At 52.3% G+C, this 24,269-nt stretch carries 23 protein-coding genes; 4 read left to right on the forward strand and 19 right to left on the reverse strand.

Annotation, left to right across the window (positions count from 1 at the left end; genetic code table 11):
* Window positions 1-14: 14 nt before the first annotated feature.
* Window positions 15-821 (reverse strand): TatD family hydrolase, encoded by an 807-nt coding sequence (locus H8L32_RS08165; RefSeq protein ID WP_186946658.1) that lies wholly within the window; start codon window positions 819-821, stop codon window positions 15-17.
* Between the two features lie 51 nt (window positions 822-872).
* Window positions 873-1,706: a hypothetical protein gene (locus tag H8L32_RS08170; RefSeq protein ID WP_186946659.1), complete on the reverse strand. Its 834-nt coding sequence runs from the start codon at window positions 1,704-1,706 to the stop codon at window positions 873-875.
* Window positions 1,707-1,807: 101 nt separating this feature from the next.
* Between H8L32_RS08170 and H8L32_RS08175 the strand changes: the two genes are divergently transcribed.
* Window positions 1,808-2,611 (forward strand): transcriptional regulator, encoded by an 804-nt coding sequence (locus tag H8L32_RS08175; protein WP_329605162.1) that lies wholly within the window; start codon window positions 1,808-1,810, stop codon window positions 2,609-2,611.
* 38 nt (window positions 2,612-2,649) lie between these two features.
* On the opposite strand, the gene H8L32_RS08180 is transcribed toward H8L32_RS08175, so the two are convergent.
* The 3 genes from H8L32_RS08180 to H8L32_RS08190 form a co-directional block, all read right to left on the reverse strand.
* Window positions 2,650-3,585 (reverse strand): N-acetylmuramoyl-L-alanine amidase-like domain-containing protein, encoded by a 936-nt coding sequence (locus tag H8L32_RS08180; protein ID WP_230412113.1) that lies wholly within the window; start codon window positions 3,583-3,585, stop codon window positions 2,650-2,652.
* 242 nt (window positions 3,586-3,827) lie between these two features.
* Entirely contained in the window at window positions 3,828-4,322 is a 495-nt protein-coding gene (rraA, locus tag H8L32_RS08185) for a ribonuclease E activity regulator RraA (protein ID WP_186946661.1), read from the reverse strand.
* A 55-nt stretch (window positions 4,323-4,377) separates the two neighbouring features.
* Window positions 4,378-5,604 (reverse strand): MFS transporter, encoded by a 1,227-nt coding sequence (locus H8L32_RS08190; protein WP_186946662.1) that lies wholly within the window; start codon window positions 5,602-5,604, stop codon window positions 4,378-4,380.
* Between the two features lie 168 nt (window positions 5,605-5,772).
* On the opposite strand from H8L32_RS08190, the gene H8L32_RS08195 reads away from it, so the two are divergent.
* The gene (locus H8L32_RS08195) at window positions 5,773-6,558 is read left to right on the forward strand and encodes an AraC family transcriptional regulator (protein ID WP_186946663.1); all 786 of its coding nucleotides are present in this window, start codon (window positions 5,773-5,775) and stop codon (window positions 6,556-6,558) included.
* 83 nt (window positions 6,559-6,641) lie between these two features.
* Here the strand turns inward: H8L32_RS08195 and clpB are convergent, their stop codons facing one another.
* Window positions 6,642-9,248: an ATP-dependent chaperone ClpB gene (clpB, locus tag H8L32_RS08200; protein ID WP_186946664.1), complete on the reverse strand. Its 2,607-nt coding sequence runs from the start codon at window positions 9,246-9,248 to the stop codon at window positions 6,642-6,644.
* A 109-nt stretch (window positions 9,249-9,357) separates the two neighbouring features.
* On the opposite strand from clpB, the gene H8L32_RS08205 reads away from it, so the two are divergent.
* Window positions 9,358-9,912 carry a hypothetical protein gene (locus H8L32_RS08205; protein ID WP_186946665.1) on the forward strand — a complete coding sequence of 185 codons (555 nt, stop codon included), beginning with the start codon at window positions 9,358-9,360 and terminating at the stop codon, window positions 9,910-9,912.
* Between the two features lie 123 nt (window positions 9,913-10,035).
* Here H8L32_RS08205 and pip read toward each other — a convergent pair whose 3' ends face one another.
* On the reverse strand, window positions 10,036-11,001 hold the full coding sequence (pip, locus tag H8L32_RS08210) for a prolyl aminopeptidase (RefSeq protein ID WP_186946666.1): 966 nt from the start codon (window positions 10,999-11,001) through the stop codon (window positions 10,036-10,038).
* A 122-nt stretch (window positions 11,002-11,123) separates the two neighbouring features.
* Here pip and H8L32_RS08215 point away from each other — a divergent pair, with 122 nt between their 5' ends.
* A complete protein-coding gene (locus H8L32_RS08215; RefSeq protein WP_230412114.1) occupies window positions 11,124-12,161 on the forward strand; it encodes a phytanoyl-CoA dioxygenase family protein in 1,038 nt (345 codons plus the stop codon).
* A gap of 4 nt (window positions 12,162-12,165) precedes the next feature.
* On the opposite strand, the gene crcB is transcribed toward H8L32_RS08215, so the two are convergent.
* From crcB to H8L32_RS08275, 12 genes are all read right to left on the reverse strand, one after another.
* Window positions 12,166-12,549 carry a fluoride efflux transporter CrcB gene (crcB, locus tag H8L32_RS08220; RefSeq protein WP_186946667.1) on the reverse strand — a complete coding sequence of 128 codons (384 nt, stop codon included), beginning with the start codon at window positions 12,547-12,549 and terminating at the stop codon, window positions 12,166-12,168.
* The gene (moaE, locus tag H8L32_RS08225) at window positions 12,546-13,028 is read right to left on the reverse strand and encodes a molybdopterin synthase catalytic subunit MoaE (protein ID WP_186946668.1); all 483 of its coding nucleotides are present in this window, start codon (window positions 13,026-13,028) and stop codon (window positions 12,546-12,548) included. Before moaE ends, crcB begins: the two co-directional genes overlap by 4 nt.
* Before the next feature lie 3 nt (window positions 13,029-13,031).
* On the reverse strand, window positions 13,032-13,289 hold the full coding sequence (gene moaD, locus H8L32_RS08230; protein ID WP_186946669.1) for a molybdopterin converting factor subunit 1: 258 nt from the start codon (window positions 13,287-13,289) through the stop codon (window positions 13,032-13,034).
* Between the two features lie 16 nt (window positions 13,290-13,305).
* On the reverse strand, window positions 13,306-14,511 hold the full coding sequence (locus tag H8L32_RS08235; protein WP_230412115.1) for a molybdopterin molybdotransferase MoeA: 1,206 nt from the start codon (window positions 14,509-14,511) through the stop codon (window positions 13,306-13,308).
* Between the two features lie 259 nt (window positions 14,512-14,770).
* Window positions 14,771-15,319 (reverse strand): outer membrane lipoprotein, encoded by a 549-nt coding sequence (locus H8L32_RS08240; RefSeq protein WP_186946670.1) that lies wholly within the window; start codon window positions 15,317-15,319, stop codon window positions 14,771-14,773.
* Between the two features lie 176 nt (window positions 15,320-15,495).
* A complete protein-coding gene (locus H8L32_RS08245) occupies window positions 15,496-16,845 on the reverse strand; it encodes a DUF3422 family protein (protein WP_186946671.1) in 1,350 nt (449 codons plus the stop codon).
* A gap of 57 nt (window positions 16,846-16,902) precedes the next feature.
* Window positions 16,903-17,844, reverse strand: a complete 942-nt coding sequence (locus H8L32_RS08250) for a LysR family transcriptional regulator (protein ID WP_186946672.1) — start codon at window positions 17,842-17,844, stop codon at window positions 16,903-16,905.
* A gap of 236 nt (window positions 17,845-18,080) precedes the next feature.
* The gene (gene yjfF / locus H8L32_RS08255; protein ID WP_186946673.1) at window positions 18,081-19,097 is read right to left on the reverse strand and encodes a galactofuranose ABC transporter, permease protein YjfF; all 1,017 of its coding nucleotides are present in this window, start codon (window positions 19,095-19,097) and stop codon (window positions 18,081-18,083) included.
* A 19-nt stretch (window positions 19,098-19,116) separates the two neighbouring features.
* A complete protein-coding gene (locus tag H8L32_RS08260; RefSeq protein WP_186946808.1) occupies window positions 19,117-20,229 on the reverse strand; it encodes an ABC transporter permease in 1,113 nt (370 codons plus the stop codon).
* Between the two features lie 5 nt (window positions 20,230-20,234).
* The gene (locus H8L32_RS08265) at window positions 20,235-21,782 is read right to left on the reverse strand and encodes a sugar ABC transporter ATP-binding protein (protein ID WP_408058838.1); all 1,548 of its coding nucleotides are present in this window, start codon (window positions 21,780-21,782) and stop codon (window positions 20,235-20,237) included.
* 124 nt (window positions 21,783-21,906) lie between these two features.
* Complete coding sequence (locus tag H8L32_RS08270) at window positions 21,907-22,884, reverse strand: ABC transporter substrate-binding protein (RefSeq protein WP_186946675.1); 978 nt, start codon at window positions 22,882-22,884, stop codon at window positions 21,907-21,909.
* A gap of 250 nt (window positions 22,885-23,134) precedes the next feature.
* Window positions 23,135-24,229, reverse strand: a complete 1,095-nt coding sequence (locus H8L32_RS08275) for an SGNH/GDSL hydrolase family protein (RefSeq protein ID WP_186946676.1) — start codon at window positions 24,227-24,229, stop codon at window positions 23,135-23,137.
* Between the last annotated feature and the right edge of the window lie 40 nt (window positions 24,230-24,269).

Consider the following 24,269-nt stretch of genomic DNA (forward strand, 5'->3'; position numbering starts at 1 on the left):
ACCGCCCGCACTATTTACGCCCTTTGCATGCGCGGCAGAATAGTCAGCGCATTGCTACTGGTGATGGCTGCCACCTGTGCCTTGTCCATCTCGCGCAATTCTGCCAGCACGCTGCCTATCTGCGGCAATTGGGATGGGCTGTTGGCACCTGCGGTCAGCCAATGGGGTGGAATATCTGGTGCATCCGTCTCAAGGACGATACTTTCCAATGGAAGCCCGGTTGCCAGGCGCCGTATTTGCAGGGCACGGGTAAAAGTCATGGCACCGCCAAACCCCAGCTTGAATCCCAGTGCAATAAATGCCTCTGCCTGTTGCTGGCTGCCGTTGAAGGCATGGGCTATCCCGCCACGGACTTTGATGCGGCGCAAGTGCTTGAGGATAATGTCTTGCGAGCGACGTACATGCAGCAAGACCGGCAAATCAAAATCCCGGGCAATTTTAAGTTGCTCGACATAAAAGTATTCCTGCTTTTCCCGCAGTGGGCTTTGGGTCAGGGCAAGCACAAAATAATCCAGCCCGATTTCGCCTATGGCGACCAGTTTCCGGTCTGCATCCGCCCCCGCCATCAGGCCATCAACTTTCTGGCGCAAGAACAGCAAGTCTTCTTCTTTGGATGTGGGAACGTACATGGGATGGATACCCAATGCATAAAAACAGTCGCTGCGCTGCTGCCCAAGTTGTATGACGGTATCGAAATTGCTTTTATGCACGGCTGGCACCACGATGCCTGCCACCCCGGCCTGGGCAGCCTGTTCGGCCACCTGTAGCGAAGTGCCGCCAAATTCAGAGGCATCAAGGTGACAGTGCGTATCTATCCACATAAAATCAGTCAGGGTTGGTTTAAAAATGAAACAGCCAATCTTCCACTGCGATTATGATGCAGATTGTCTCAATCCTTCAATTTTTTGTCTTCTCTTCCGCAAGAACGTCATGCCTGATCTTTTTGGTCGCAGGTCAAGCACGATCAAACCTGCCGCCGCCGCTGCCAGTAAATGCTTGAGACTATGCCCGCTGACTATGTGCAGGGCATGCAGTATTTCTGCATCCAGCAATTCGGTCACTTTTGCAAACACATACAGCAGCATGGCACAGCCAAACAGCAACCTGGTGCTACGCGCACTGCCCCACACGGCCTGCCATACGGGTATCAACACCAGACTCAAGACCTGTATCAGCAAATATGGGCGCAAATCACCTGAATACTGCCACCACAATACTGAGGCCAGACCAGCAAGCAAGAGCACTATCAATTCGGTCAAGGCCCGCCGCGCATCCATGCCAGGCAGATTATCTGCCCTGACTGCTGCCAGCAAACTGCAACAAGCCAGCGCTATCGGCAAACGATCCCAAAACAGGCGGGCGTCATCGGGGACCAGATGGTAATAACTGGAACCCATGCTGGTCGCCATTAGCGCCACCACAAACACACAATAGGCAGGAAAACCCATGCCACCATTGCACTGCCTGAATTTTTTGGCTAGCGCCGCTACGCCAGTTACTGCAACCAGCGCAAAGCCGATATTCGACAACACATCCATGGCGTGCGCGATACCCATCCACGTCGATTGATCGGCAAAGTCATGATAATGCGCGAATTGAAGAATAGGCCCATGTAGCAACATGGCGACGACGGCCAGTGCTGTGATTATCCAGGGCAAGGCAGCAAGCAAGGCAGATTTGCTCGATTTGCTCGATTTGCGCACCATACTATTTTTCATCCTTGTCACCCGCCCCTGAATATTAAAGTGGCAAGCTTGCCCAGAAGGCGAGAAAAATGAAACTCTTGATCAAAAAGTAGCAGGCTATAATGAGGAAAGTATTATTTTATGCCACCATCCATACCCTCTTCTGGATAACGACGACCATGACTGAAATCCGGCAAATTCTGAACAGCATCAAATTCCAGCTCAAGCAGCAGGGCAAGACCTACCGGGACGTCGCACTGGCGCTGGATTTATCCGAAGCCAGCATCAAACGGCTGCTCAGTGTCGAGAATGGCGCCTCTATGAGTGTAGAGCGGCTGGCGCAGTTGTGTCACTTCCTGGGTTTCAGCCTGATGGAAATCACGCAGGAAGCCAATGCCAGCAATGCGCGCATCCATACGCTGAGCGTAGCGCAGGAAAAAGAACTGGTGTCTGACAGTAAACTATTGCTGGTCGCGGTATGTGCCATCAACCACTGGCAATTTGAAGATATCTTGCGGGTGTACCAGATCACAGAAACCGAATGCCTGAGCAAGCTGCTAAGGCTGGACAAATTGCAACTGATCAGCGTCTTGCCAGGCAACCGCATACGATTGAATATTGCCCGTGATTTTGACTGGCTGGTTCACGGCCCTATACGTGACTATTTTCGTGAAAGTGGCATGCCGGATTTTCTGAAAGCCGCATTCCACCAGGAAAATGAATCCATGTATTTCCTGCATGGCATGCTGACTGAACCGGCAATGCAGAAATTTCATGCGGAGTTGCGTCAGTTGAAACAGAGTTTCGCCGAACTGCATACAGAAAGCCTGGCCAGCCCACTGAAGAAAAGACGCGGTACGGGCCTGCTCATGGCGATGCGGGAATGGGAACCTGCCAGCTTCACGGCTTTGCGCAAGAAACACTGACGAGTGCCCTATTCTGACCTGTCGCCCCCATCGCCCCATCAACCACCGATGGTCGCGGGCCTGGGCAGACTTACCGACGACGGGATGACGATATCATCGCGCAGGCGCAAGAATTTAAAACCCAGCAGTTTTCTTGGATTAGGCAGCTTGCTGGTCCTGGTGCGTTCATGGGTACGATTGATGAAGGCATCAAAACTTTCTTCCCTGACTTGCGGCTCGGCAGAGTTCAGGAAATTTCTCTTGCCGTCGGCATCAATCACCACCAGGCCGACGTGGGTAACCGACTGATAGCCATCCTTGTCAGACACAACATTGACGAAATCACCGTTCTGTAACTGCGACAGTACGGCATTCACCTGCGCGGTTTTCACATAAACTTCACGGCTGTTCTGGACCGGGATGTTAGTGACTGTATGGTGCTGCTCCCTCAAGAACTTTGCCCTGTCCACACTGATGTCAAAGGTGCTGGCTGCGCCGGGCAACAGATTGCCAGAGACATCCTTGAGCAACCAGGCATTATTGATATTCCAGTCCACTTCGGTGTAATGATTGCGGGTCGCTACACCGATCTGACCATCCTTGTATCGTATGCGCTGCAATATCCAAAAAAACTCTTCCCATGAACGGCTCAATGCCATGGCATAGGTATGCTCAACAAATACCAGGCAATCGCTATGCGTCAGGCTATACATGGGTAAAGTGTCGTGCAACTCGAAAGGAAATTCACCCAGCAAATTCAGGCGATAAGGCTGACCGATATTTTTCCTGGCCAGGGTGACAATTCGCTGACGCAAGTCTGGCACGCTGGCATGCAAAAAAGCCAGGTACTTGTCGACCTCTTGCGGTGTCATTTGATAGATTTTTTTTGTTGGAAACGGATCAGCTTCCAGCTTACCGGCTGTTGAAGGGACAAGGGCTTTATCCTGCGCCTGCAATGGAGCGACAAAGAATAGCGCGGCAATCGCTAAAGACAATGATGAAAATAGCGGTAAAAATAAGCGAGGACACATAGGCAGGTAAAAGGAAATGAGTTCTGCTCTGACTTATACCATAGGAAAAGGTTTCAGTAACAATAAACGCATCACCACCTATTTGACCATGCATTTCCTGCCTTCGCCCATGATCGGCTAAAGATACTGAAATAGGACTTACGCAAAATCGTCACAGCAAAGTGCAGCGACGCAGCCAGGGCGTTTTTGCGCCAGTCATATGAAATTCAGATCAAGGCATGCCTGGCGACCAGCACACCATCTATATCCGCATAAATCCAGTCTCCCGGATGAATCGCAACACCGGCGATATTGATCAGCAGATTTTTCATCCCGCCACCGTGCTTGGCACTGCGCAAAGGCATGGAAGCCATCGCACACACACCAATATTGCACTGGTTGATTTCATCCACATCACGGATGCAGCCATGTACGATGATGCCGGACCAGCCATTTTTTTCACCCAGCGCAGCCAGGTTGCCACCAACCAGGGCACAGCGGAAGCTGCCACCACCATCAATGACCAGGACCTGGCCATTTCCCGGTGTTTCCAGCGTAGACCTGACCAGTACATTATCCTCAAAGACTTTCAGCGTTACCGCCTGTCCGCTGAATTTGCTGGCATTACCAAAACGCATGAAGATGGGCGGCACCACAGACAGCTCATTGGTGGCAATCTTGTCTTCATTGGCGTCACAGATATCACAGGTCGCAAAGCTCATGATGTTTCCCCGGTCGAACGTGGTTAGAATAAGTTCTTATTCTAACCAGCAAAACCTAAACCGCCAATGCACGCGTCTTGGTTCCGACATTGACCGCCGTCAATATTGCCAACACCTGAAACACGCCTATACAGACGAAAATCCAGGAAGGATGGTGGGCATCCATGATGGCACCAAAGATCAGCGGCGCGACCGCCAGACCGGAATCCAGGCCTGAATAGACGACGCCATATACACGGCCAGTCGCATTCTTGGGTGCTGCTGCCCGTATCAACAAATCACGTGAAGGGCCTGCAACGCCCGATCCAAAGCCTATCGCCGCCATCAGGATGATGGCAATCGGCACATTCACCACGCCGCTGGCCAGTATCAGGGAAAATATTCCGGCGAAGCTGAAAGCCAGGGTAATCGTCCTGTCATGTTGCGATGTTTTTGCTGCCAGAAAACCGCCCCACAACATGCCTGCAGCAGACGCCAGCATATATCCGGTATAGGCCGTAGTGGCTTCACTTAATTTCATGCCATACATATCGCGCAGACCGGCAGACGAAAAGCTTTGTATGCCCCCCAAAGCCATCGCGGTCATGAAGAAAAATCCAAAACACATCCATACAGCCGGTATGCGCAAAAAATCCGTAGCGCTGCCTGTGGCTTTCACGCCTGCATTGTGTGCATTGGAATGTGGGGCTGGCTCGGTGTGCAGCAAGTCACGATAGACAAACAGAATCGCCAACACGGCAAACGGCAGGAAAGCGGCACAAAACAGTGCCGTGCGCCAGCTCGTCAAGCCAGCTATGGTCACCAGAAACACTGGTGCAGTCGCCCAGCCCAGATTACCCGATATGCCATGCACAGAAAACGCATACCCCAGACGTGCAGTAGAGACCTTCTTGTTCAACAAGGTGTAATCAGATGGATGAAAAACACTGTTGCCAACACCGGCCAGCATGGAACCAGCCAGCAGCATGGTGTAATTCTGGGCAGATGACAGTAGCAGCGCGGCAAAGCCCAGGCAGCTAATGCCAAAGAACAAGACTGCCCGCGCACCCAGTTTGTCGACTATGAAACCAGACAAGGCCTGACCGATACCGGAAATGACAAAAAACACCGTCATCAACAGACCCAGTTCGGCATAACTCAGGCTGAACGCATCCTTAATCCAGGGGAACAAGGGGGCCAGTATCATATGGAAAAAATGGGAAATACCATGTGCCAACCCCACCAGACTGATTACCATGGCATCCTGTCTGAGATTTACCGGGGGGCTTACTGCTGTAGTCATACCAGGTCCTTTCGCTATTGAATTGGCGCATATTGGCGCATTACAGCGCCCGACCTGATGAGTGTATGCAAAATCGTCTAGTCTGATTTAAGATAGATAGACAAACTTTGTCGAATTTACGACAACCCTACGATCATCCGACAATCATAAATAATTGACAACTCCAGTATGGCAATAGAAATCCTGACAGACACCCGCCCGCAATCGCCGGACAAGCGCCCCACCCCGGAGCGTCCGGTGCGTCTGGCCGCACGCGACCTACCGACTGAAGAAGTAATACGTACGCATCATCATCAATGGGGTCAACTGACCTACACCCCGCAAGGCATGATGCAGATCCTGGCCAATGACAATACCTGGTTTGTACCGCCATTACGGGCTATCTGGATACCAGCGGGGGTCGCGCATGAAGTCAGGATTATCGAGCCCTCGCAATTGCGTTTGCTGAATTTCCATGCCGACTACCTGCCTTTTAAAGGTGACAATTGCCTGGTGCTGGAGGTATCGCCATTGCTGCGCGAACTTATTGCCAGCATGGAGCAGATAGAACAAGCAGGCGCACGTGAAAACCATCTTGCTGCCGTCATCACAGATGAATTGCAGGCAGCCAAGCATCTGCCCATACGCCTGCCCATGCCGCGCGACAAACGCCTGAAAAGTCTGTGTGAAATATTGCTGGCCGACCCGGCATCTGGCCTCACGCTGGAAGATTATGCAGGCCAGGTTGGGGCATCATCACGCACGCTGTCACGTCTGTTTGAACAGGAACTGGATATGTCGTTCACTGCCTGGCGCCAACAAATGCGCTTATCAAAAGCGTCACCGCTGATCAGCAGCGGCCTGCCTTTGTCGCAAGTGGCGGCTGAACTGGGCTATGCCAGCCAGTCGGCTTTCTCGGCCATGTTCAAAAAAACATTTGGCGAATCGCCAAGCAGTTTTTTTCGCCAGAAATAAAAAAAGGGCAACGCTTGCACGCTGCCCCAACTTGCTTCCTACATACCTACAGACCAGCAACTGGTCTCAAAGTTCAATTTTTTTCAGTTCAATGACACACCGGTTTTGGTGAACACCAGTCCATGTTCTTTGGCGTCAACGGCAATCACATCCCTGGGTCCGAACTGGCCTTGCAATATCATTTTCGACAAGGGGTTTTCGATTTCCTGCTGGATGGCGCGTTTCAGCGGTCTGGCACCATATACGGGGTCAAAACCAGCCTCGGCAATCTTGTGCAAAGCGGCGTCGCTGACCTGCAAGCCCATGTCCATCTGATGCAGACGTTGCTCCAGCGTCTTCAACTGTATCCTGGCGATTGCACCGATGTTTTTGGCATCCAGCGCATGGAACACCACGATCTCATCAATACGGTTGATGAATTCCGGACGGAAATGGGTTTTAACTTCACCCATGACAGCCATCTTGATCACTTCAGGATCACTGCCTTCCATGGCCTGTATCTGGTGCGAGCCAAGATTGGATGTCATGACGATGACCGTGTTTTTAAAGTCCACGGTACGGCCCTGTCCATCCGTCATGCGACCATCATCCAGCACCTGCAGCAAGACATTGAAGACATCGTGATGGGCTTTTTCCACCTCGTCCAGCAAGATCACACTATATGGCTTGCGACGTACTGCTTCGGTCAGGTAACCACCTTCTTCATAGCCGACATAACCCGGCGGCGCACCGATCAGGCGGGCGACCGAATGTTTTTCCATGAATTCACTCATGTCGATACGAATCAATGATTCTTCAGTATCAAACATGAAACCCGCCAACGCCTTGCACAACTCGGTTTTACCCACACCGGTAGGCCCCAGAAACAGGAAGGAACCATATGGACGGCCAGGGTCACCCAGACCTGCACGCGAACGGCGAATCGCATCAGATACGGCAACAATCGCTTCATGCTGACCAACCACACGCTGATGCAATACATCTTCCATCTGCAAGAGTTTTTCTCGCTCGCCCTGCATCATGCGTGACACTGGAATACCGGTCGCACGCGAGACAATTTCGGCAATTTCTTCAGCGCCAACCTGGGTGCGCAGCAATTTCATCTTGCCGTGGTCGTGCTGGTTTTTATCTGCCTGGGTGTCTGCCTGCTTCAGTTGTGCTTCCAGGTCAGGCAGGCGACCATACTGCAATTCAGACATGGTTTGCCAGTCGCCCCTGCGTCTTGCATCATCCATTTGCAGGCGGATTTTTTCTATCTCTTCCTTGATATGGGTGCTGCCCTGCACGCTGGCTTTTTCTGCCTTCCAGACTTCTTCCAGATCGGCATATTCACGGGCCAGCTTGTCGATTTCTTCTTCGATCAAGACCAGACGTTTTTTCGAGCCTTCATCTTTCTCGCGCTTGACGGCTTCCTTTTCTATCTTCAGTTGTATCAGACGACGGTCCAGCTTATCCATGACTTCGGGTTTGGAGTCGATTTCTATCTTGATCTTGGCCGCAGCTTCATCAATCAGATCAATCGCCTTGTCCGGCAAGAAACGGTCGGTGATATAGCGATGTGACAGCTCGGCAGCCGCGACAATGGCCGGATCGGTAATATCGACACCATGATGGACTTCATATTTTTCCTGCAGGCCACGCAAAATCGCTATGGTTGCTTCGACACTGGGTTCATCCACGATGATTTTCTGGAAACGACGTTCCAACGCAGCATCTTTTTCTATGTATTTGCGGTATTCATCCAGGGTAGTAGCACCTACGCAATGCAGTTCACCACGCGCCAGGGCGGGTTTCAGCATATTGCCGGCATCCATCGCACCTTCTGCCTTGCCAGCGCCTACCATAGTGTGCAATTCATCGATAAAGACGATGGTCTGGCCTTCATCCATGGCAATTTCTTTCAACACGGCTTTCAGGCGTTCTTCAAATTCACCACGGAATTTGGCACCTGCCAGCAAAGCAGCCATATCCAGCGACAAGACACGCTTGGATTTCAGACTGTCTGGCACTTCACCATTGATAATACGCTGCGCCAGGCCTTCGACAATGGCGGTTTTACCGACACCAGGCTCACCGATCAATACCGGATTATTCTTGCTGCGACGCTGCAAGACCTGGATGGCACGACGGATTTCGTCATCACGCCCGATCACAGGGTCCAGCTTGCCCAGACGTGCGCGCTCGGTCAGATCAAGGGTATATTTTTTCAGGGCTTCACGCTGACCTTCGGCGTCCTGGCTATCCACATTGCCACCACCCCGGACAGCAGCAATCGCCTGCTCCAGCGCCTTGCGCGTCAGGCCATTTTCACGCGCCAGCTTGCCGGCTTCTGATTTATCCTCAGTCAGGGCCAGCAAGACCATTTCACTGGCCAGAAACTGGTCGCCACGCTTCTGGGATTCTTTGTCGGCCAGATTCAGCAAACCCACCAGTTCACGGCCAGCCTGTACCTGGCCGTCAGTGCCAGATACCTTGGGCAATCTGTCCAGAGCTGACTTCAAGGCATTGCCAAGAGCGATCACATTCACGCCTGCTCTTTGCAACAGCGAGCGGCTACTGCCATCATCCTGGTTGATTAAAGCCAACAATACGTGCACAGGTTCTATGTATTGGTTATCATTGCCGACTGCCTGGCTTTGCGCATCGGCAAGGGCTTCCTGCAATTTCGTTGTTAATTTGTCGAGCCGCATGACTCTCTCCTGAAGAATTAGTTAGTGACACAATTTGGGGCAGCAGAGCCAATTTCAAGAATATAAAAAAACAGATGCACGCTTGCTTGCTTTACATCAAAAGAAAAACATGGATTTACAACAATTACAAATGAGTTATCTGCCAGATCAGGACAGGCTGCTGATCAAATTTTCCTTTGCCGAGAAATCATCCAGCGCGAGGCAAGAGATTCACCTGCTGTTCACCCGCCGCCTGACCATGCAATTCTGGCCTACCTTGCTGGAAGCCATGGCCAAACAGGTCAAGCTGGGCAGGCCAGGGGCAGCCCATGCCAGTGCGGAAATGGTACAGATGGAACATGAAGCTTCCGTTGCCCAGATGAAGGACGGTGGCAATTTTGATGCGCCCTTCAACAGCAAGGTCGAAAGCTGGCCTTTGGGTGAACAGGCTTTGATGCCGGACGATGTCCAGTTTCACGTACATGCCACTGCTGCCTTCCGCATGGAATTCGTGATCGCTGGCGGCAAGAACTTTGAAGTGGCCATGGGTCGCCGCCTGCTGCACGGCTTTTGCAAGCTGTTTCAGGATGCGGTAGAAAAAGCCGACTGGGGATTTACGCTGGAAATGCTGGGCAACAGCAGCGGCAGCACATACGAAGATGTGCCGCCACGCTTGCTTAATTAATACGCTAGTGATGCTTAGTTAGTGATGCTTATTTAGTGCTACTTAGTTAGTGCTGCTTAGTTAGTGCTGCTTAATTAGTGCTGCTTAGTTAGTGCTGAATTCATGCATATTGACAACTGAGGCTTAGTCAAATCTGCCGCTTTGCCGGAATTGCTCTGTAGCACGCACCAGCGCTTCGGCAATGCCAGGTTCTGAGCCGGAATGCCCGGCATCTGCAATCATTTGCAGGCTGGCTTCCGGCCAGGCCTGATGCAGGCGGTATGCACTGACCGGTGGGCACACCACGTCATAACGCCCCTGCACGATCACTGCTGGCAGGTGACGTATGCGCTCAATGTCCTGTATCAGTTGATCTTCACGCATGAACGCTGCATTCAGCATGTAATGTGCTTCCAGCCGGCCCAGACCTATGCAAATGGCATCTGATTCAAAGTCTGCGATGGCTTCAGGCTGCGGCTTAAGAAAAATGCAAGAACCTTCATAACGGCTCCAGTTACGGGCAGCTTCGATGTAGACCGCAGGATCATCCGAAAACAGGCGCTTTGTATAGGCGGTCAGCAAATCATGGCGTTCTTCTTCCGGCACTGCATCGGCAAAACGCTGATGCACTTCGGGGAAGAAAAATTTCATGCCATTTACGAACCATTCCACTTCGGCCCTGGTGCACAAAAATATGCCCCGCAGTACAAAACCCAGGCAGCGTTCAGGATGTGCCTCACCATAGGCCAGTGCAAGGGTCGAACCCCAGGACCCGCCAAAGACCAGCCATTGCTCTATCCCCAGCATGACCCGGATTTTTTCGATGTCACTGACCAGCAAGGGTGTCGTGTTATCACGGTACTCACCTAGTGGCAAGGATTTGCCGGCACCACGCTGATCAAACAGCACGATGCGATAGTGAGCAGGATCAAAAAAACGACGGTGATTGGGCGAGGTGCCCGCACCAGGGCCACCATGCAGGAACAGCACTGGCTGACCTTGTGGATTGCCACTTTCTTCCCAGTACAGGGTATGGGTGTCATCCACCTTCAGCATGCCGCTGCGGTTTGCTTCAAGGGCCGGGAATAAGGGAAAAGTATCAGCAGTCATGGATGAAAGATGTAAGTTTATACAGAAGTCTCCTGATTATACTCAGAATGACCATGTTGACCTCAATTTGCTATTTTTTACACAGTTTGCGATCATATTTCTTTTTTTAACCAGTGTTCGCCATGCCCCTGTCCGACACACGCACAAATCCTGGCTGCCCCGATACCGGTGTGCGCATCAAGCTGCCACATCTGAAAGATTACTGGTCACGCATGATGGCAGCGCGCCGTGGAGAAAAAATCGACCATAGCACGGACTTTCACACTGACCGGTTGATGTTGCATACCCTGGGTGTCGGCCTGGAACAGGTAACGCAGTTCATCCTGAATGAAGTACCTGATTTCGCAGCATTTGAAACCTGGATCATCCACACTGCTGGCATGCCCTCGGCGGACAGCATAGCGCGCATCAACGCCCTCACCCACCAAACCGCTCTACCCACCAGCGTATTGGCATGGCAAACGGAATTGGCAGCCATGCCGGATGTGCTGTCCAAAGATGATTTGCGACACTGGGATGAACAGGGTTTCGTGATACTGCACGAAGCCGTACCGGCGCAAGATAGTGCTGCGGCAGCCCAGGTGATCTGGGACACACTAAACGCCAGGGAGGATGATGTTGAATCCTGGTATCACGGTGAACATGCAAACATCATGGTGCAATTATTCCAGTCGCCGGCATTTGATGCCAACCGTCGTTCTGCGCGTATTCACAAAGCCTTTGCACAACTGTGGCAAACCACAGACTTATGGGTCACCACTGACCGTTGCGGCTTCAATGTACCGGAAAGACCAGGCCACAGCTTTCGTGGGCCAGACCTGCATTGGGACATGAGCCTGCATCAACCAGTTCCATTTGGCACACAAGGGATTTTATATCTGACAGATACGCCACCAGAACAAGGTGCGCTGACGCTAGTGCCCGGCTTTCAGCACAGACTGAATGCATGGATGGACAGTCTGCCGGCTGACGCCGATCCGCGTGAACAGGATTTGCATGCGCTGGGTTCCAGACCCATAGGCGGCAAGGCGGGCGACATGGTGATATGGAATCAGTTGCTGCCGCATGGCAGTCGCCCCAATCGCGGTACCAAACCCCGCATTGTGCAGTACATCAATATGCTACCCAGTACATTGCCAGTTCAAGAGATTTGGCGCTGAACAGCTATGCAAACAATGCCCGGTAAGTGGCAAACCCGGCAAAACAGCAAAGGATGGACCCGACCAGATGTGCACCGCTATGCATGAGTGCCCAGCCATAATCGCCACGATGCAGCAAGCTCATGGCTTCGGCAGAAAATGTGGAAAAGGTAGTCAAGCCACCGAGAAAACCCGTCACCAGAAACAAACGCCATTCAGGTGACAACTGCGGGTTCGCAGAAAAAAAAGCAACGCACAGACCTATGATATAACCACCACCAAGATTGGCGATCAAGGTACCCAATGGCAATAAGGGATAGGTGGCATTCAGCCACAAACCTAACACCCAGCGCAGCCAGGCTCCCAAAGCAGCCCCCAGACCTACTGCCAGTGCGCCCAGCCAGCTCATACCTTGACTCCTGCAAGCGTTTCAGTTCCTTGCTTCCATTTCTGCAAAGCCTGGTCGTCGGTTTCCCTGGCATCAACCCAGCGTGCGCCATCAGGCGTCTGTTCTTTTTTCCAGAAAGGTGCCTGGGTTTTGAGATAGTCCATGATGAATTCGCAGGCGGCAAAAGCCTCGCCACGGTGGCGCGATGCCACAATCACCAGGACGATCTGGTCCAGCGGCAAGAGTGCACCGACCCGGTGAATGACCAGTACGTCCATCAGTTGCCAGCGTTGCCGCGCCTGCTGCTCGATCTGTTCCAGTGATTTCTCGGTCATGCCGGGATAATGTTCAAGTTCCATGGTCTGAACAGATTGCCCATCATTCATGTCACGCACGACACCGACAAAGCTGACCAAAGCACCGATGGCCGGTTTGCCCTTACGCATTTGTGCCATCTCTGCATTCAGATCAAAGTCTGCTGTCTGCACCCGCACTGTCATCTGTCACCCCCCGGTTACCGGAGGGAAGAAAGCGACTTCTGCCCCTGCGCTGATGTGTTTGTCAGGCGCGCACATTTGCTGGTTGTATGCCATGCGCAAGGCACGATCCGGTGCCAGCGCCTCGGCCCAGACATCGCCACGCTGTATCAGCCATTGCCGGACATCGCCCACGGTCTGCACCTCTGGCGGCACGTCGACCTGCTCTGAAAACGAGCCCAGTTTTTCACGCACACTGGCAAAAAATCGTAATTGAATATGCATAATCGACTAAAAAAACTTAAGACATCAGATTGCTGAAAGGAATGAATTTAACCACGTCACCCGCATGAATACTCTGACCTGGTGCGAGATCAATCAAACCGTCACCCCAGACTGTGGACGTCAATACGGCAGACCCCTGGTTGGCAAACAGATCGAGGCCACCTCCGGCATTCATGCGGGCACGCAAGAATTCATTGCGACGGTCCGGTTTCAGCCAGTCAAAATCAGCACGTACAGAATATGATTGCGGGCTGACTTGCTGTACACCCTGCATGCGCAACAGGAAGGGACGCACGAATAACAGAAAGGTCACGAAACTGGATACCGGATTGCCGGGCAAGCCAATAAAGAATGCCTTGCCCACTTCGCCAAAAGCCAGCGGTTTGCCAGGCTTGATGGCGATCTGCCACATATCCAGGCGGCCTTCGGCCTCGACTGCCGGTTTGACATGATCTTCTTCCCCGACTGATACACCGCCAGAAGTGATGATGACATCATGTTCCTGGCTGGCCAGGCGCAGCGTGGATCGGGTGGCGTCCAGCTTGTCCGGCACGATGCCATAGTCAGTGACATCGCAACCCAGGTCTTGCAACAAGGCCGTCAGGGTAAAACGGTTGGAGTTATAAATTGCACCCGGCTTCAAAGGGTCGCCTGGCATGGCCAGTTCATCACCGGTAAAGAATACGGCTACCTTTGGACGACGCAACACGGGCAACTGGGCCAGCCCGACAGACGCCGCCAGGCCAAGTTCCTGTGCCCTTAGTCTGGTCCCGGCAGCCAGGATAGTCGCGCCAGTGGCAATATCTTCGCCCTGCCTGCGTATCCATTCGCCAGCTTTGGGTTGATGTTTGATGGTCACAAAATCGCCATCGGCAACACATTGTTCCTGCATGACTACGGCATCAGCGCCAGCCGGAATAATGGCACCAGTAAATATACGTGCTGCGGTGCCAGCCTCCAGCGCTTCGCCAATATAACCGGCGGGAATGCGCTGGCTGACGCGCAGCGGTGTTTCTGCATTGACACAATCAGCAGCGCGCACGGCATAACCATCCATCTGGGTATTATCCAGCGGCGGCACATTCAGCAGTGATGTCTGGGCCTGCGCCAGCAGACGGCCATTCGCGGCCACTGTAGCGACTGTTTCCACATCCTGAATGGGGCGGACAGCAGACAATAAAAATTCCAGCGCCTCAGCCACAGCGAGCATAGGTTTTGACATGAAGTATTCCCGGATTGAGCAAATTGTTATCAGGCGATATTGTAGCCTGTATGCCTGTGTCCGGTGACTGATGCAGGCATACACAAAATACGGCACCAGGCAATTAGCGGGTTATCAAGAAAGTCATCAAGAAATTTATCAAAAAAGCATCACAGAAATATCCACAGCGTGCTTACAAAACAAAACCCCGGCACTACCTGAAGCGCCGGGGTTGAATATATCTTTTTTATCAACTATGCATCAAGAGGCATAACCAGACTCAGGGAGCCAATGCCAATTGGCCGTTCTGGAAGCTAACCCTGACCCTGTCGCCCATACGATAGTAATTATTCGGTTCCACCAGCAAGGTACGTTGTTCGCCATTTTGCAGGCGCACTGTCAGTTCCAGCTTGTTTTTGGGTGTGGATGAGCGCTCCATTTCATTACCCAGCACGCCACCGGCAATCGCACCGCCTATCGTTGCCAGGTCGCGTCCACTGCCCTTGCCAACCTGATGACCAAGAACACCACCAATCAGGGCGCCGACTGCAGCACCGGCACCAGAAGAACCGCCGCTGCCGACATTGACTTCACGAATACCAACGATAAGTGCTGTATCCACATAGGCATTTTGATTCTGGTACTGATTTGGATAAGGCGTTTGATTTTGCCCATACCCTGGATACTGAGTTGGATATTGCTGGTATTGATTCTGATTGGGGTATTGGGTTGGATATTGCCCCTGTGTATTGGCAGGATAACGTTGCACCGCACATCCTGCCATCGAGCAAATGAGTGCAATTGAAGTCAGGATAGTAAGCTTGCGCATGATGTACTCCGAAAAAAAGTGATGTACTCAATCAACGCGACAGACAATAGTTTGTTGACGCGCCGGGCGGAAAAACAACGCCTGGTAACAATCCCTTGCATTTCGAAGGTATTTCTTAACTACCTTGCAACACCTGTAATCATTTAAATTACATCAATAACAGCAAACCCTGCATTTCAATGCGCATGCATTTTCTTGTGCATGTGGCGCAGGCTCAGCCATACCGCGCCCACCACCAGCGGCACCATGATGCCGGTAAACAGATCGGTATTCAGATTGACACCCGTCTGCTTGATGGCTTTGCCGACATAGGAAAACAGACCAGTCACATAATACGAAATGGCGGCGACCGACAAGCCCTCCACCGCCTGTTGCAGGCGCAATTGCTGTGCAGCACGGGCATTCATGGATTGCAGTATCTGGCGGTTCTGTGCTTCCTGCACAATGCCAACACGGGTGCGCAACAAATCATTGGTGTTGGCAATTCTTTGCGCCAGCGCTTCCTGCCGGTTAAGCATGGCAACGCAGGTATTCATGGCGGGCGTCAAACGCCGGTCCATGAATTCTTCTATGGTGGGAATGCCTTCTATCCGGACTTCGCGTAATTCTTCTATGCGTGCTTCGATAATTCTGAAATACGCCTGGGAAGCAGAAAAACGGTAGCTATTGTCCAGCGCCAGTTTTTCTATGCGCGCAGCCAGACGCATGATCTGGTCCAGCAGATCATGGACTGATACGCCATCCTGCTCCGGTGCATTTTCCTTGCCGGACTCACCTGCCTTGACCATGGCTGCCGACAGGGCGACCAGTTCATTTTCTATGCTGTTCAATGAGGCTGCTGCCTGCTGGGCATAGGGCAGGCCCAGCAAGGCCATCATGCGATAGGTTTCAATTTCCAGTATGCGTTGCACGAGGCGCCCTGCCTGCATGGCGCGCATGTCGATATCACGTATCACAAAGCGACTGAAACCGTCTGCCTGAATGGCGAAATCCGACCACAGTTCGCCCCCTTGCATGACATGGCTACCGGCCAGCACATTGCCTTCAAACACCCGCGCCAGGCTGCGCGCAAACTGCTCGGTACTTTCGCCATTGCGGCACAAGGCGACATGTGCAGCTACCAGCATTTTGCCCTGCAGGCGCAATAACCATTCACCGGGCAACTGCGTTACCGGCATGTGTTCAAACATCTCGCCCAGGGCCGGTACTTCTGCCAGGCTTTCGGCAAAGGTATAGGTGGCAAATTCGGCATGGCATTCCCACTTCAGGCGAAACCGTCCAAAATCGTGATAAAAATATTTGGCTGTACCAGCCGGTGCTGCCACAGCAAAATGCGCGCACAGAGCAGCCAGCAGCGCATGCTGTTCATGCGCTATGGAAGTGACGGCCTTGCTTTCAGCACCGGAATACACAGCAAGGTGCGATATGCGTTCAGGCGCCTGCAATTTCAAAAAAGGACGGGAATGAATTTCCGAAGCAAGCGGAACCCGCAATTGATGATTAAGTGTGGAGTAAATGATGGACATGAACGTCTGGAAAGTAAGTGTCAGCAACAATTAATGATAAGCATAGAGCATGCCAGATTAATACAACTCTGCAGCCACAGTCCGTAGGGCCTGCAACAACAGGCCGGCACCAGGTGACAGCAAATGATCGCGCTGGCGGATGATGCCAAAGGCATCCATCTTGCACGGCAATTCTATCGGCAAGATACTCAATACATTCAGGGATGCATAGTAGCGCGCCACATCCACCGGCATGACATGCAGGCTATCGGTCTGCTGCAATAAGGCAGTGATCAGCAGCAAAGCCGTGGTATCAACCACATTCACCGGCGGCTCCAGCCCTGCCCGCCTGAACATCATGTCGAAGCGGTGGCGCAGGACGCTGCCTTGCAGTGGCAATATCCAGGGGCAGGTATTTATATCCTGCAATTGCAGATTCGGGTGCTCCAGCAAAGGGTGACCGATACGGGCCACGGCACAGGCGGGCTCTTCGGTCAGTTCTTCATAGCTCAGGCTGGCACTGTTTTCCTGATCAAGGATGCGGCCTATCATAAAATCCAGGCTGCCACGCTGCAGGCGCTCCAGCAGGATATTGCTTTGTTCCATGTGCACGCCTATGCGCAACAGGGGGGCCTGCTGTTTGATACGGGCAATGGCCTTGGGCAGCAAGGCCATGCCTGGCGTCATGATGACACCCACTTCCACCTGCCCCAGCAAACCAGACCTGAGCGCCACGATATCGTCATGGGCAAGAGCCAGGCTGTTCAGCGCCATGCGTGCATGACGTATCATGGTTTCGCCGAAGATGGTGGGTTCCATCCCGCGTGGCAGGCGATCAAACAACTGCACGTCCAGCATTTCTTCCAGGTCCTTGAGCTGCTTGGACGCTGCCGGTTGCGTCATGTGCAGGGCTTCGGATGCGCGGTGGATATTGCGGTGCTCATCAAGTGCAATCAACAGCAATAATTGCCTGGTCTTCAGACGTGCGCGCAAAAACCAGTTAGGGTTGGGTGTATCCATAGATGAGCAATGCCGTAATCAATATTGAATTCGCCGGGGGCATGTTGCCACATATTTTTGGGGATTTTTGATATTCCTGAAATATATTATAGTTTGTAAACCTGAAGCGCAGGACTTATAGAAGAGTAAAACACGTACTCACAAGCCCCGCTCGATCCTGGTGATATGTGATTCAGACGGTTGCCCTGCCTTCACTTCTCGCATTCATTTTTCACCTACCTGCGCCCACTACGGTATCAGGCCTTACCCGCAATTGCAGACGGCGCGGAGGTTTTTCCAGCACTGATCACCATGATTCTTTGCACCAGGCAGAATATAAATAATAAGCCGCCTATGACGATCTTCGTCCACCACGAGCTTAGTGTCCCATCAAAGGCAATCAGGGTTTGTATGGTGCCCAGTACCAGCACGCCGGTCAACGCACCAGCCACATAACCGACGCCACCAGTCAGCAAGGTGCCGCCGATGACCACGGCAGCGATGGCATCCAGCTCCGTGCCCTGCGCATGCAAGCCATAGCCGGACAGCATATAAAACGAAAACAATAAACCAGCCAGTGCCGCACAAAAACCACTGAACGCATAAATCATGACCTTGGTCCGGGCGACCGGCAAGCCCATCATCAGGGCGCTTTGCTCATTCCCGCCTATGGCATATACCGCGCGTCCAAATTCGCTGTAGTGCGCCAGATAAATGGCCAGACCCAGCATCAGCAAGGCAATCACCACACCCGGCGAAACAAACACATCAAGAAACGCCAACTGGCTCTGCGACATACTGACAAACCACGGGTCATCAATAGTGATGGAATTGATGCTGATCAGATAGCACAGCCCACGCGCCAGGAACATGCCGGCCAGAGTAACGATAAATGCCTGCAATTTAAAGAAATGAATCATGGCTCCCATGGCAGCCCCAAACAGGCTGCCCAGCACCAATACCAGCGGCACCACCACGATAGGCGGCCAGTGCCACATCTGCAGCATCCAAGCTGTGATCATGGTACTCAGTGCCAGTACCGATCCAACCGACAGATCAATGCCGCCCGACAGAATGACAAAACTCATACCGATGGCAATTACCAGCAAAAAAGCATTATCGATGAGCAGGTTGCAGATTACCTGCAAGGATAAAAACCCGGGATAAGCCACGCCCCCCAGCACCAGCATCAGCAATAACAGGACAACCGTCACCAGCGAGATAAAATACGCGCTATGCGTGAGCTTGCGTAAAGTCAGAAAAAAAGGATTCATGTCGAAGAATCTTCGTAAGCTAGGAAGAACGTTTGACACGTGCCATGGCACGTTGCCAAATGCCTTTGAATTCGGCGGATTGGGACAGGCATACCACGAATACGACGATGGATTTGACCACCATATTCACCTCTGGCGGCACACCCATTGCATAAATCGTATACGTCAGCGTCTGTATGATGAGCGCACCTATCACGCTGCCTATCAGACTGAACTTGCCGCCATTCAGCGACGTGCCACCCAGAGTCACAGCCAGAATGGCATCCAGTTCCAGCAAGAGCCCGGCATTATTTGCATCGGCACTTTTGATATTGGCACTGATCATCAAGCCGGCAACACCGGCGCACAGGCTGCAAAACAGGTAAACAAAAAATATCAGGGCAGCGGTCCTGATGCCTGCCAGCCTGGCTGCCACCGGGTTGATGCCGATAGCCTGTATGAACAGGCCCAGCGCCGTTTTGCGCATGATCAGCGCGGTCAGCAAAAACACCACGGCAACTATCGTCAATGAAAACGGCAAGCCAAACAAATAGCCGCTACCTATGAAGAAATACGGCTGGTAATACACGGTGACAATTTGCCCATCTGTCAGCAGTTGTGCCAACCCACGCCCTGCCACCATCAGTATCAGCGTCGCCACGATAGGTTGCAGGCCCAGCAAGGCCACCAGCGCACCATTCCACACGCCACACAACAGGGCCGCACCCAGCGCTGCACACAATGCCCATACCATGGGGGTGTTGCTGACATATTCGGGTGTGCCGTTTTTCATGCTCAGCGTGCCGCCTATCAGCATGGCAGCGACAGTGCCTGACAGGGCCACCACTGCACCGACAGAGATATCAATACCACGCGTGGCAATCACCAGTGTCATGCCCACTGCGGTCAACATCAGCGGTGCCGCACGATTCAGGATATCAATCACGCTGCCATACAGATGGCCATCCTGCAATCGCAAATGAAAGAAACCGGGAATCATCAGCAAATCAATGACACACAACACCAGCAATGCCAGTATGGGGCGGGACAAGGGATGCTGTAGCAGGATAGATAATCTGTTTTTCATGGACAAGGTCGGTACAGGGCCGGATGGCAATGGCGGCGCAGATGATGTATCGGCTTTTGCTGACATGGTCATCACGCGCCCCCTGCTATGACTTCCAGGACGGATGTTTCATCCAGTTCGCCTTTTGCATATTCGCCGCAAATCTTGCGGTCACGCAGGACCAACATGCGGTCGCTGCAACGCAAGACTTCCGGCAATTCGGATGAAATGAACAAGACTGCCAGGCCCTTGCGACACAGGGTGGACACGAAATCCATAATCTCCTGCTTGGCTTTCACATCAATGCCACGGGTAGGTTCATCCAGTATCAGCAAACCTGGCGATGTCAACAGCCAGCGCGCCAGCAACACCTTTTGCTGGTTACCACCAGACAGCGTGCCTATGGGCGTATCGATATCAGCGGTTTTAATGCCCAGGCTTTGTACATATTCCAGCGCCAGCGCCTGTTGTTCTTTCATGGGCAGGGCACGCAAGATACCGGTCCTGGCCTGCAGGGCCAGCATCATGTTTTCACGCACGGACAAAGACAGTATCGCGCCTTCATGTTTGCGGTCTTCAGAACAGAAAGCAATACCGGCAGCAATGGCATCCCTGGGCGATGAAAAATGTCTATCCTTGCCGCCTATACGGATATGCCCGCTATCCGCCTTGTCAGCACCAAACAGCAGGCGTGCCGCCTCGGTACGACCGGCACCCAGCAATCCACAAAACCCCAGTATCTGGCCCGCATTGATGGTCAAATCCATGGGCAGGATGGCACCCTTGCGTCCCAGGCCATGCGCCTCTAAAAAAATGGCAGTCTCATTGCCTGCAGATGTAATTCCATCTGCACCATCGATACTGGATTGCAACTGTTCAGCCTCGTCCGGTGCGCCTATCATTTTATTCACCAGCGCCAGCCGTGACAGATCCTGGCACAGGTATTCACCTTCCAGCATGCCATTGCGCAGCACCGTAATGCGATCAGAAATCGCATAGGTCTGCTCTAAAAAGTGGGTAACAAACAGGATGGCCATGCCCTGTTCACGCAAGCGCTTCAACACGCTGAACAGTAATTGCACTTCGGCCTCATCCAGGCTGGAAGTCGGCTCATCCAGTATCAGCACCCTGGCCGACACACTGATAGCCCGCGATATCGCCACCATTTGCTGTATCGCCAGGGAATATTGCGCCAGCGGTGCAGTCACATCGATATCAATCTGCAATTGCGCCAGTATGCCAGCCGCCTGCTGGCGCATGCTGCGCCAGTCGATGCGACCGAAACGTTTGGGATAGCGACCGATGAAAATATTTTCAGCGACCGACAGATTGGTACACAAATTCACTTCCTGATAGACGGTGCTGATGCCCAGGTCTTGCGCATCAGAAGTAGATTGCGGCTGGACAGGCTTACCATCCAGTAAAATGCTGCCGCCATCCGGTGTATAGACACCCGTCAGTACCTTGATCAGGCTGGATTTTCCGGCACCGTTCTGCCCCATCAGAGTATGCACTTCACCGGCAAACAGGCGCAAGCCAGCCTGGCTCAGCGCTTTTACGCCGGGGAAACTCTTGTCTATGCCACGCAGTTCCAGCACAGGCGTGGCAGATGCTCCGTTATCGGATACGCTCATAATCATCAACAGTTTGGGGGCTGCAAAGGCTGTACTGTACTGCTGCCCTAAGCCAGACATACTACCGGCAGGCGATACAAAAAGGGAGGACACCGCCTCCCCGCGCATCTTCAGCAACAGCCTGCAGGTTTCAGTATTTGCGATTAGGGAATTCTTTGGCCGCAACTTCAGCCGGGAACACGCCTTCTTCTGTTGTAATCCGCTTGGGTACAGGCTTACCTGCCAGCACATCACGCGCCACCTGCATCAGTTGCGGACCCAGCAAAGGGCTGCATTCCACCGTGACATTGAGCTTACCAGCGATCATGGCTTCGAACGCACCTTTCACACCATCAATCGAAATGATGATTATGTCAGTACCCGGCTTCATACCTGCTTCTTCTATCGCCTGTATGGCACCAATTGCCATATCATCATTGTGCGCATACACCACGTTGATGTTCTTGCCCTGGGATTTAAGGAAGGCTTCCATGACTTCCTTACCCTTGGCACGGGTAAAGTCACCGGTCTGGGAACGGATAATCTTTATCTTGGCATTACCAGCTATTGCCTGTTCAAACCCATTCTTGCGGTCTATCGCAGGGGCAGAACCCACGGTACCCTGAAGTTCAACGATATTCAGAGTGCGATCCGGGGTTTTCTTGGCACGCTCCAGCAGCCAGCGGCCAGCACGACGGCCTTCTTCAACAAAATCAGAGCCAATAAAGGTCACATACAGCGATGTATCCGTCACATTGACCGCCCTGTCGGTCAGAATAACCGGTATCTTGGCAGCCTTGGCTTCACGCAACACGGTATCCCAACCCGTTTCAACCACAGGCGAGAAAGCGATGACATCGACTTTTTGGGCGATGAAGGAACGAATGGCCTTGACCTGGTTTTCCTGTTTTTGCTGGGCATCAGCAAATTTGAGGTTAATGCCATCTTTTTTGGCCGCATCTTTGATGGACAGGGTATTGGCGGTACGCCATTCGCTCTCGGCACCCACTTGCGAGAAACCCATTACGACAGGTTTGGCTGCCAGAGCAGATGCGCTACCGAATCCGGCTATGGTGATAATGGCAAGCTGGATTGCATTGCCCAAGAACGATCTACGGCTGAATGTCATGCTGGTCTCCTGAGTATTTGTTGTACCCTGCTAGGTGCCCTGCTGAATTTGAATACATGAGTGCATGACTGCACAACTACAAATTCAGCGAGCTTATCTTATTTTTCTAGTGTAAAAGAAACAGCCATAGCCATCCAATGATTTATTTTTAAGTTGCGATATCTTTTTTGATATCGCATCTCAAAAATAGTTGCCCGGAAAAATATCGTATTTACAACTTTATTTATGCTGCTCCAGCATAAGCATCAGATCACCAGTGCATTTTTTCCCGCAGAAATGCGCTTAACTTGTCGGCATTGCGGATATGCTGTGCCACCCGCGGATGGGCAGCGTAACCGGTAAATTCGAAGAATATGGTATCCATTCGCTCTTCCGGATTGGCCTGTTTGAGACGGGCCACAGCGCTGCTGACATAGCCAGGCCATTTTGAACCTGGCCTCATCGCATCCATGCTACCCAATGCACATACGATATAGGCAGACGGATAGGTGGCACGGACGGTTTTCACGAAATCCATATACGCCTGCACTCTTTGCTCGTCATCAGGTTCTGGCCGCAAGCGATGTTCACGATCAATGAGCCAGGCGTCATTCTGGAAAAGATTGATGACGACAACATCGGGAGTCCAGCGTGAAAAATCCCAGCGACTGTCATTTTTACCAACGGCACTGAGCTGATTGTAAAACTGCGGCATGGTGAAGGGAAACCAGCTGATCATCAAGCCTATGCCGCTCTGGGAAGTGACGTGCAGCTCCGCATTTAAATTACGGGCTGTAATGGCGTCATAGGTCATGAAATTATTTTTGTCTTTGGCAAAATTGTCCGGACCATTGTCAGGGGCTTCATTACCTGCCCCAGAGGTAATGGAGTCGCCAAAAAATTCTATGCGCCTGGCAAGCCTCACTGGCGGTGCCAGCAGCGTCCCCGACCTTGCCAGTTCCAGGCCCTTGAATGCGGTGGCACCCTCTTCTCCCTCGGTACGTTTGGTCAGCAAGAATTTATGCGGGCCGTTCGGCAGGTTGGTGGCGACGGGATATTTTCGCTCGCCTTGCCCGGCCCGGATAATCAGCGGATGCTCATAGTCATCGTCAATAAAGACGTTGAAATAATTATTGCCAAACTGATCATCCAGCACCACCGTAAGCGACGGGCCGGTAAAATTGGCAGCGATGCTGGTACCTGGCCAGCTCAGTTGTGGTGCCTGGCGGTTACTGAAATCGATACGCCCTGTATATTGCAGTTTGGGATCTGAAGCTGGAATAATGGTGTCAGCCCAAACAGCGTAAGCACTCAGCACACCAAGTAAAAACAGCGTTGCGATTTTTATTGCAGGTAATAATTTCATATAAGGCCGTTTTGCTTTTTTATAGTTTTTATAGGAGCGG

The organism is Undibacterium hunanense (assembly GCF_014284335.1).
Classification (GTDB): Bacteria; Pseudomonadota; Gammaproteobacteria; order Burkholderiales; family Burkholderiaceae_D; genus Undibacterium; species Undibacterium hunanense.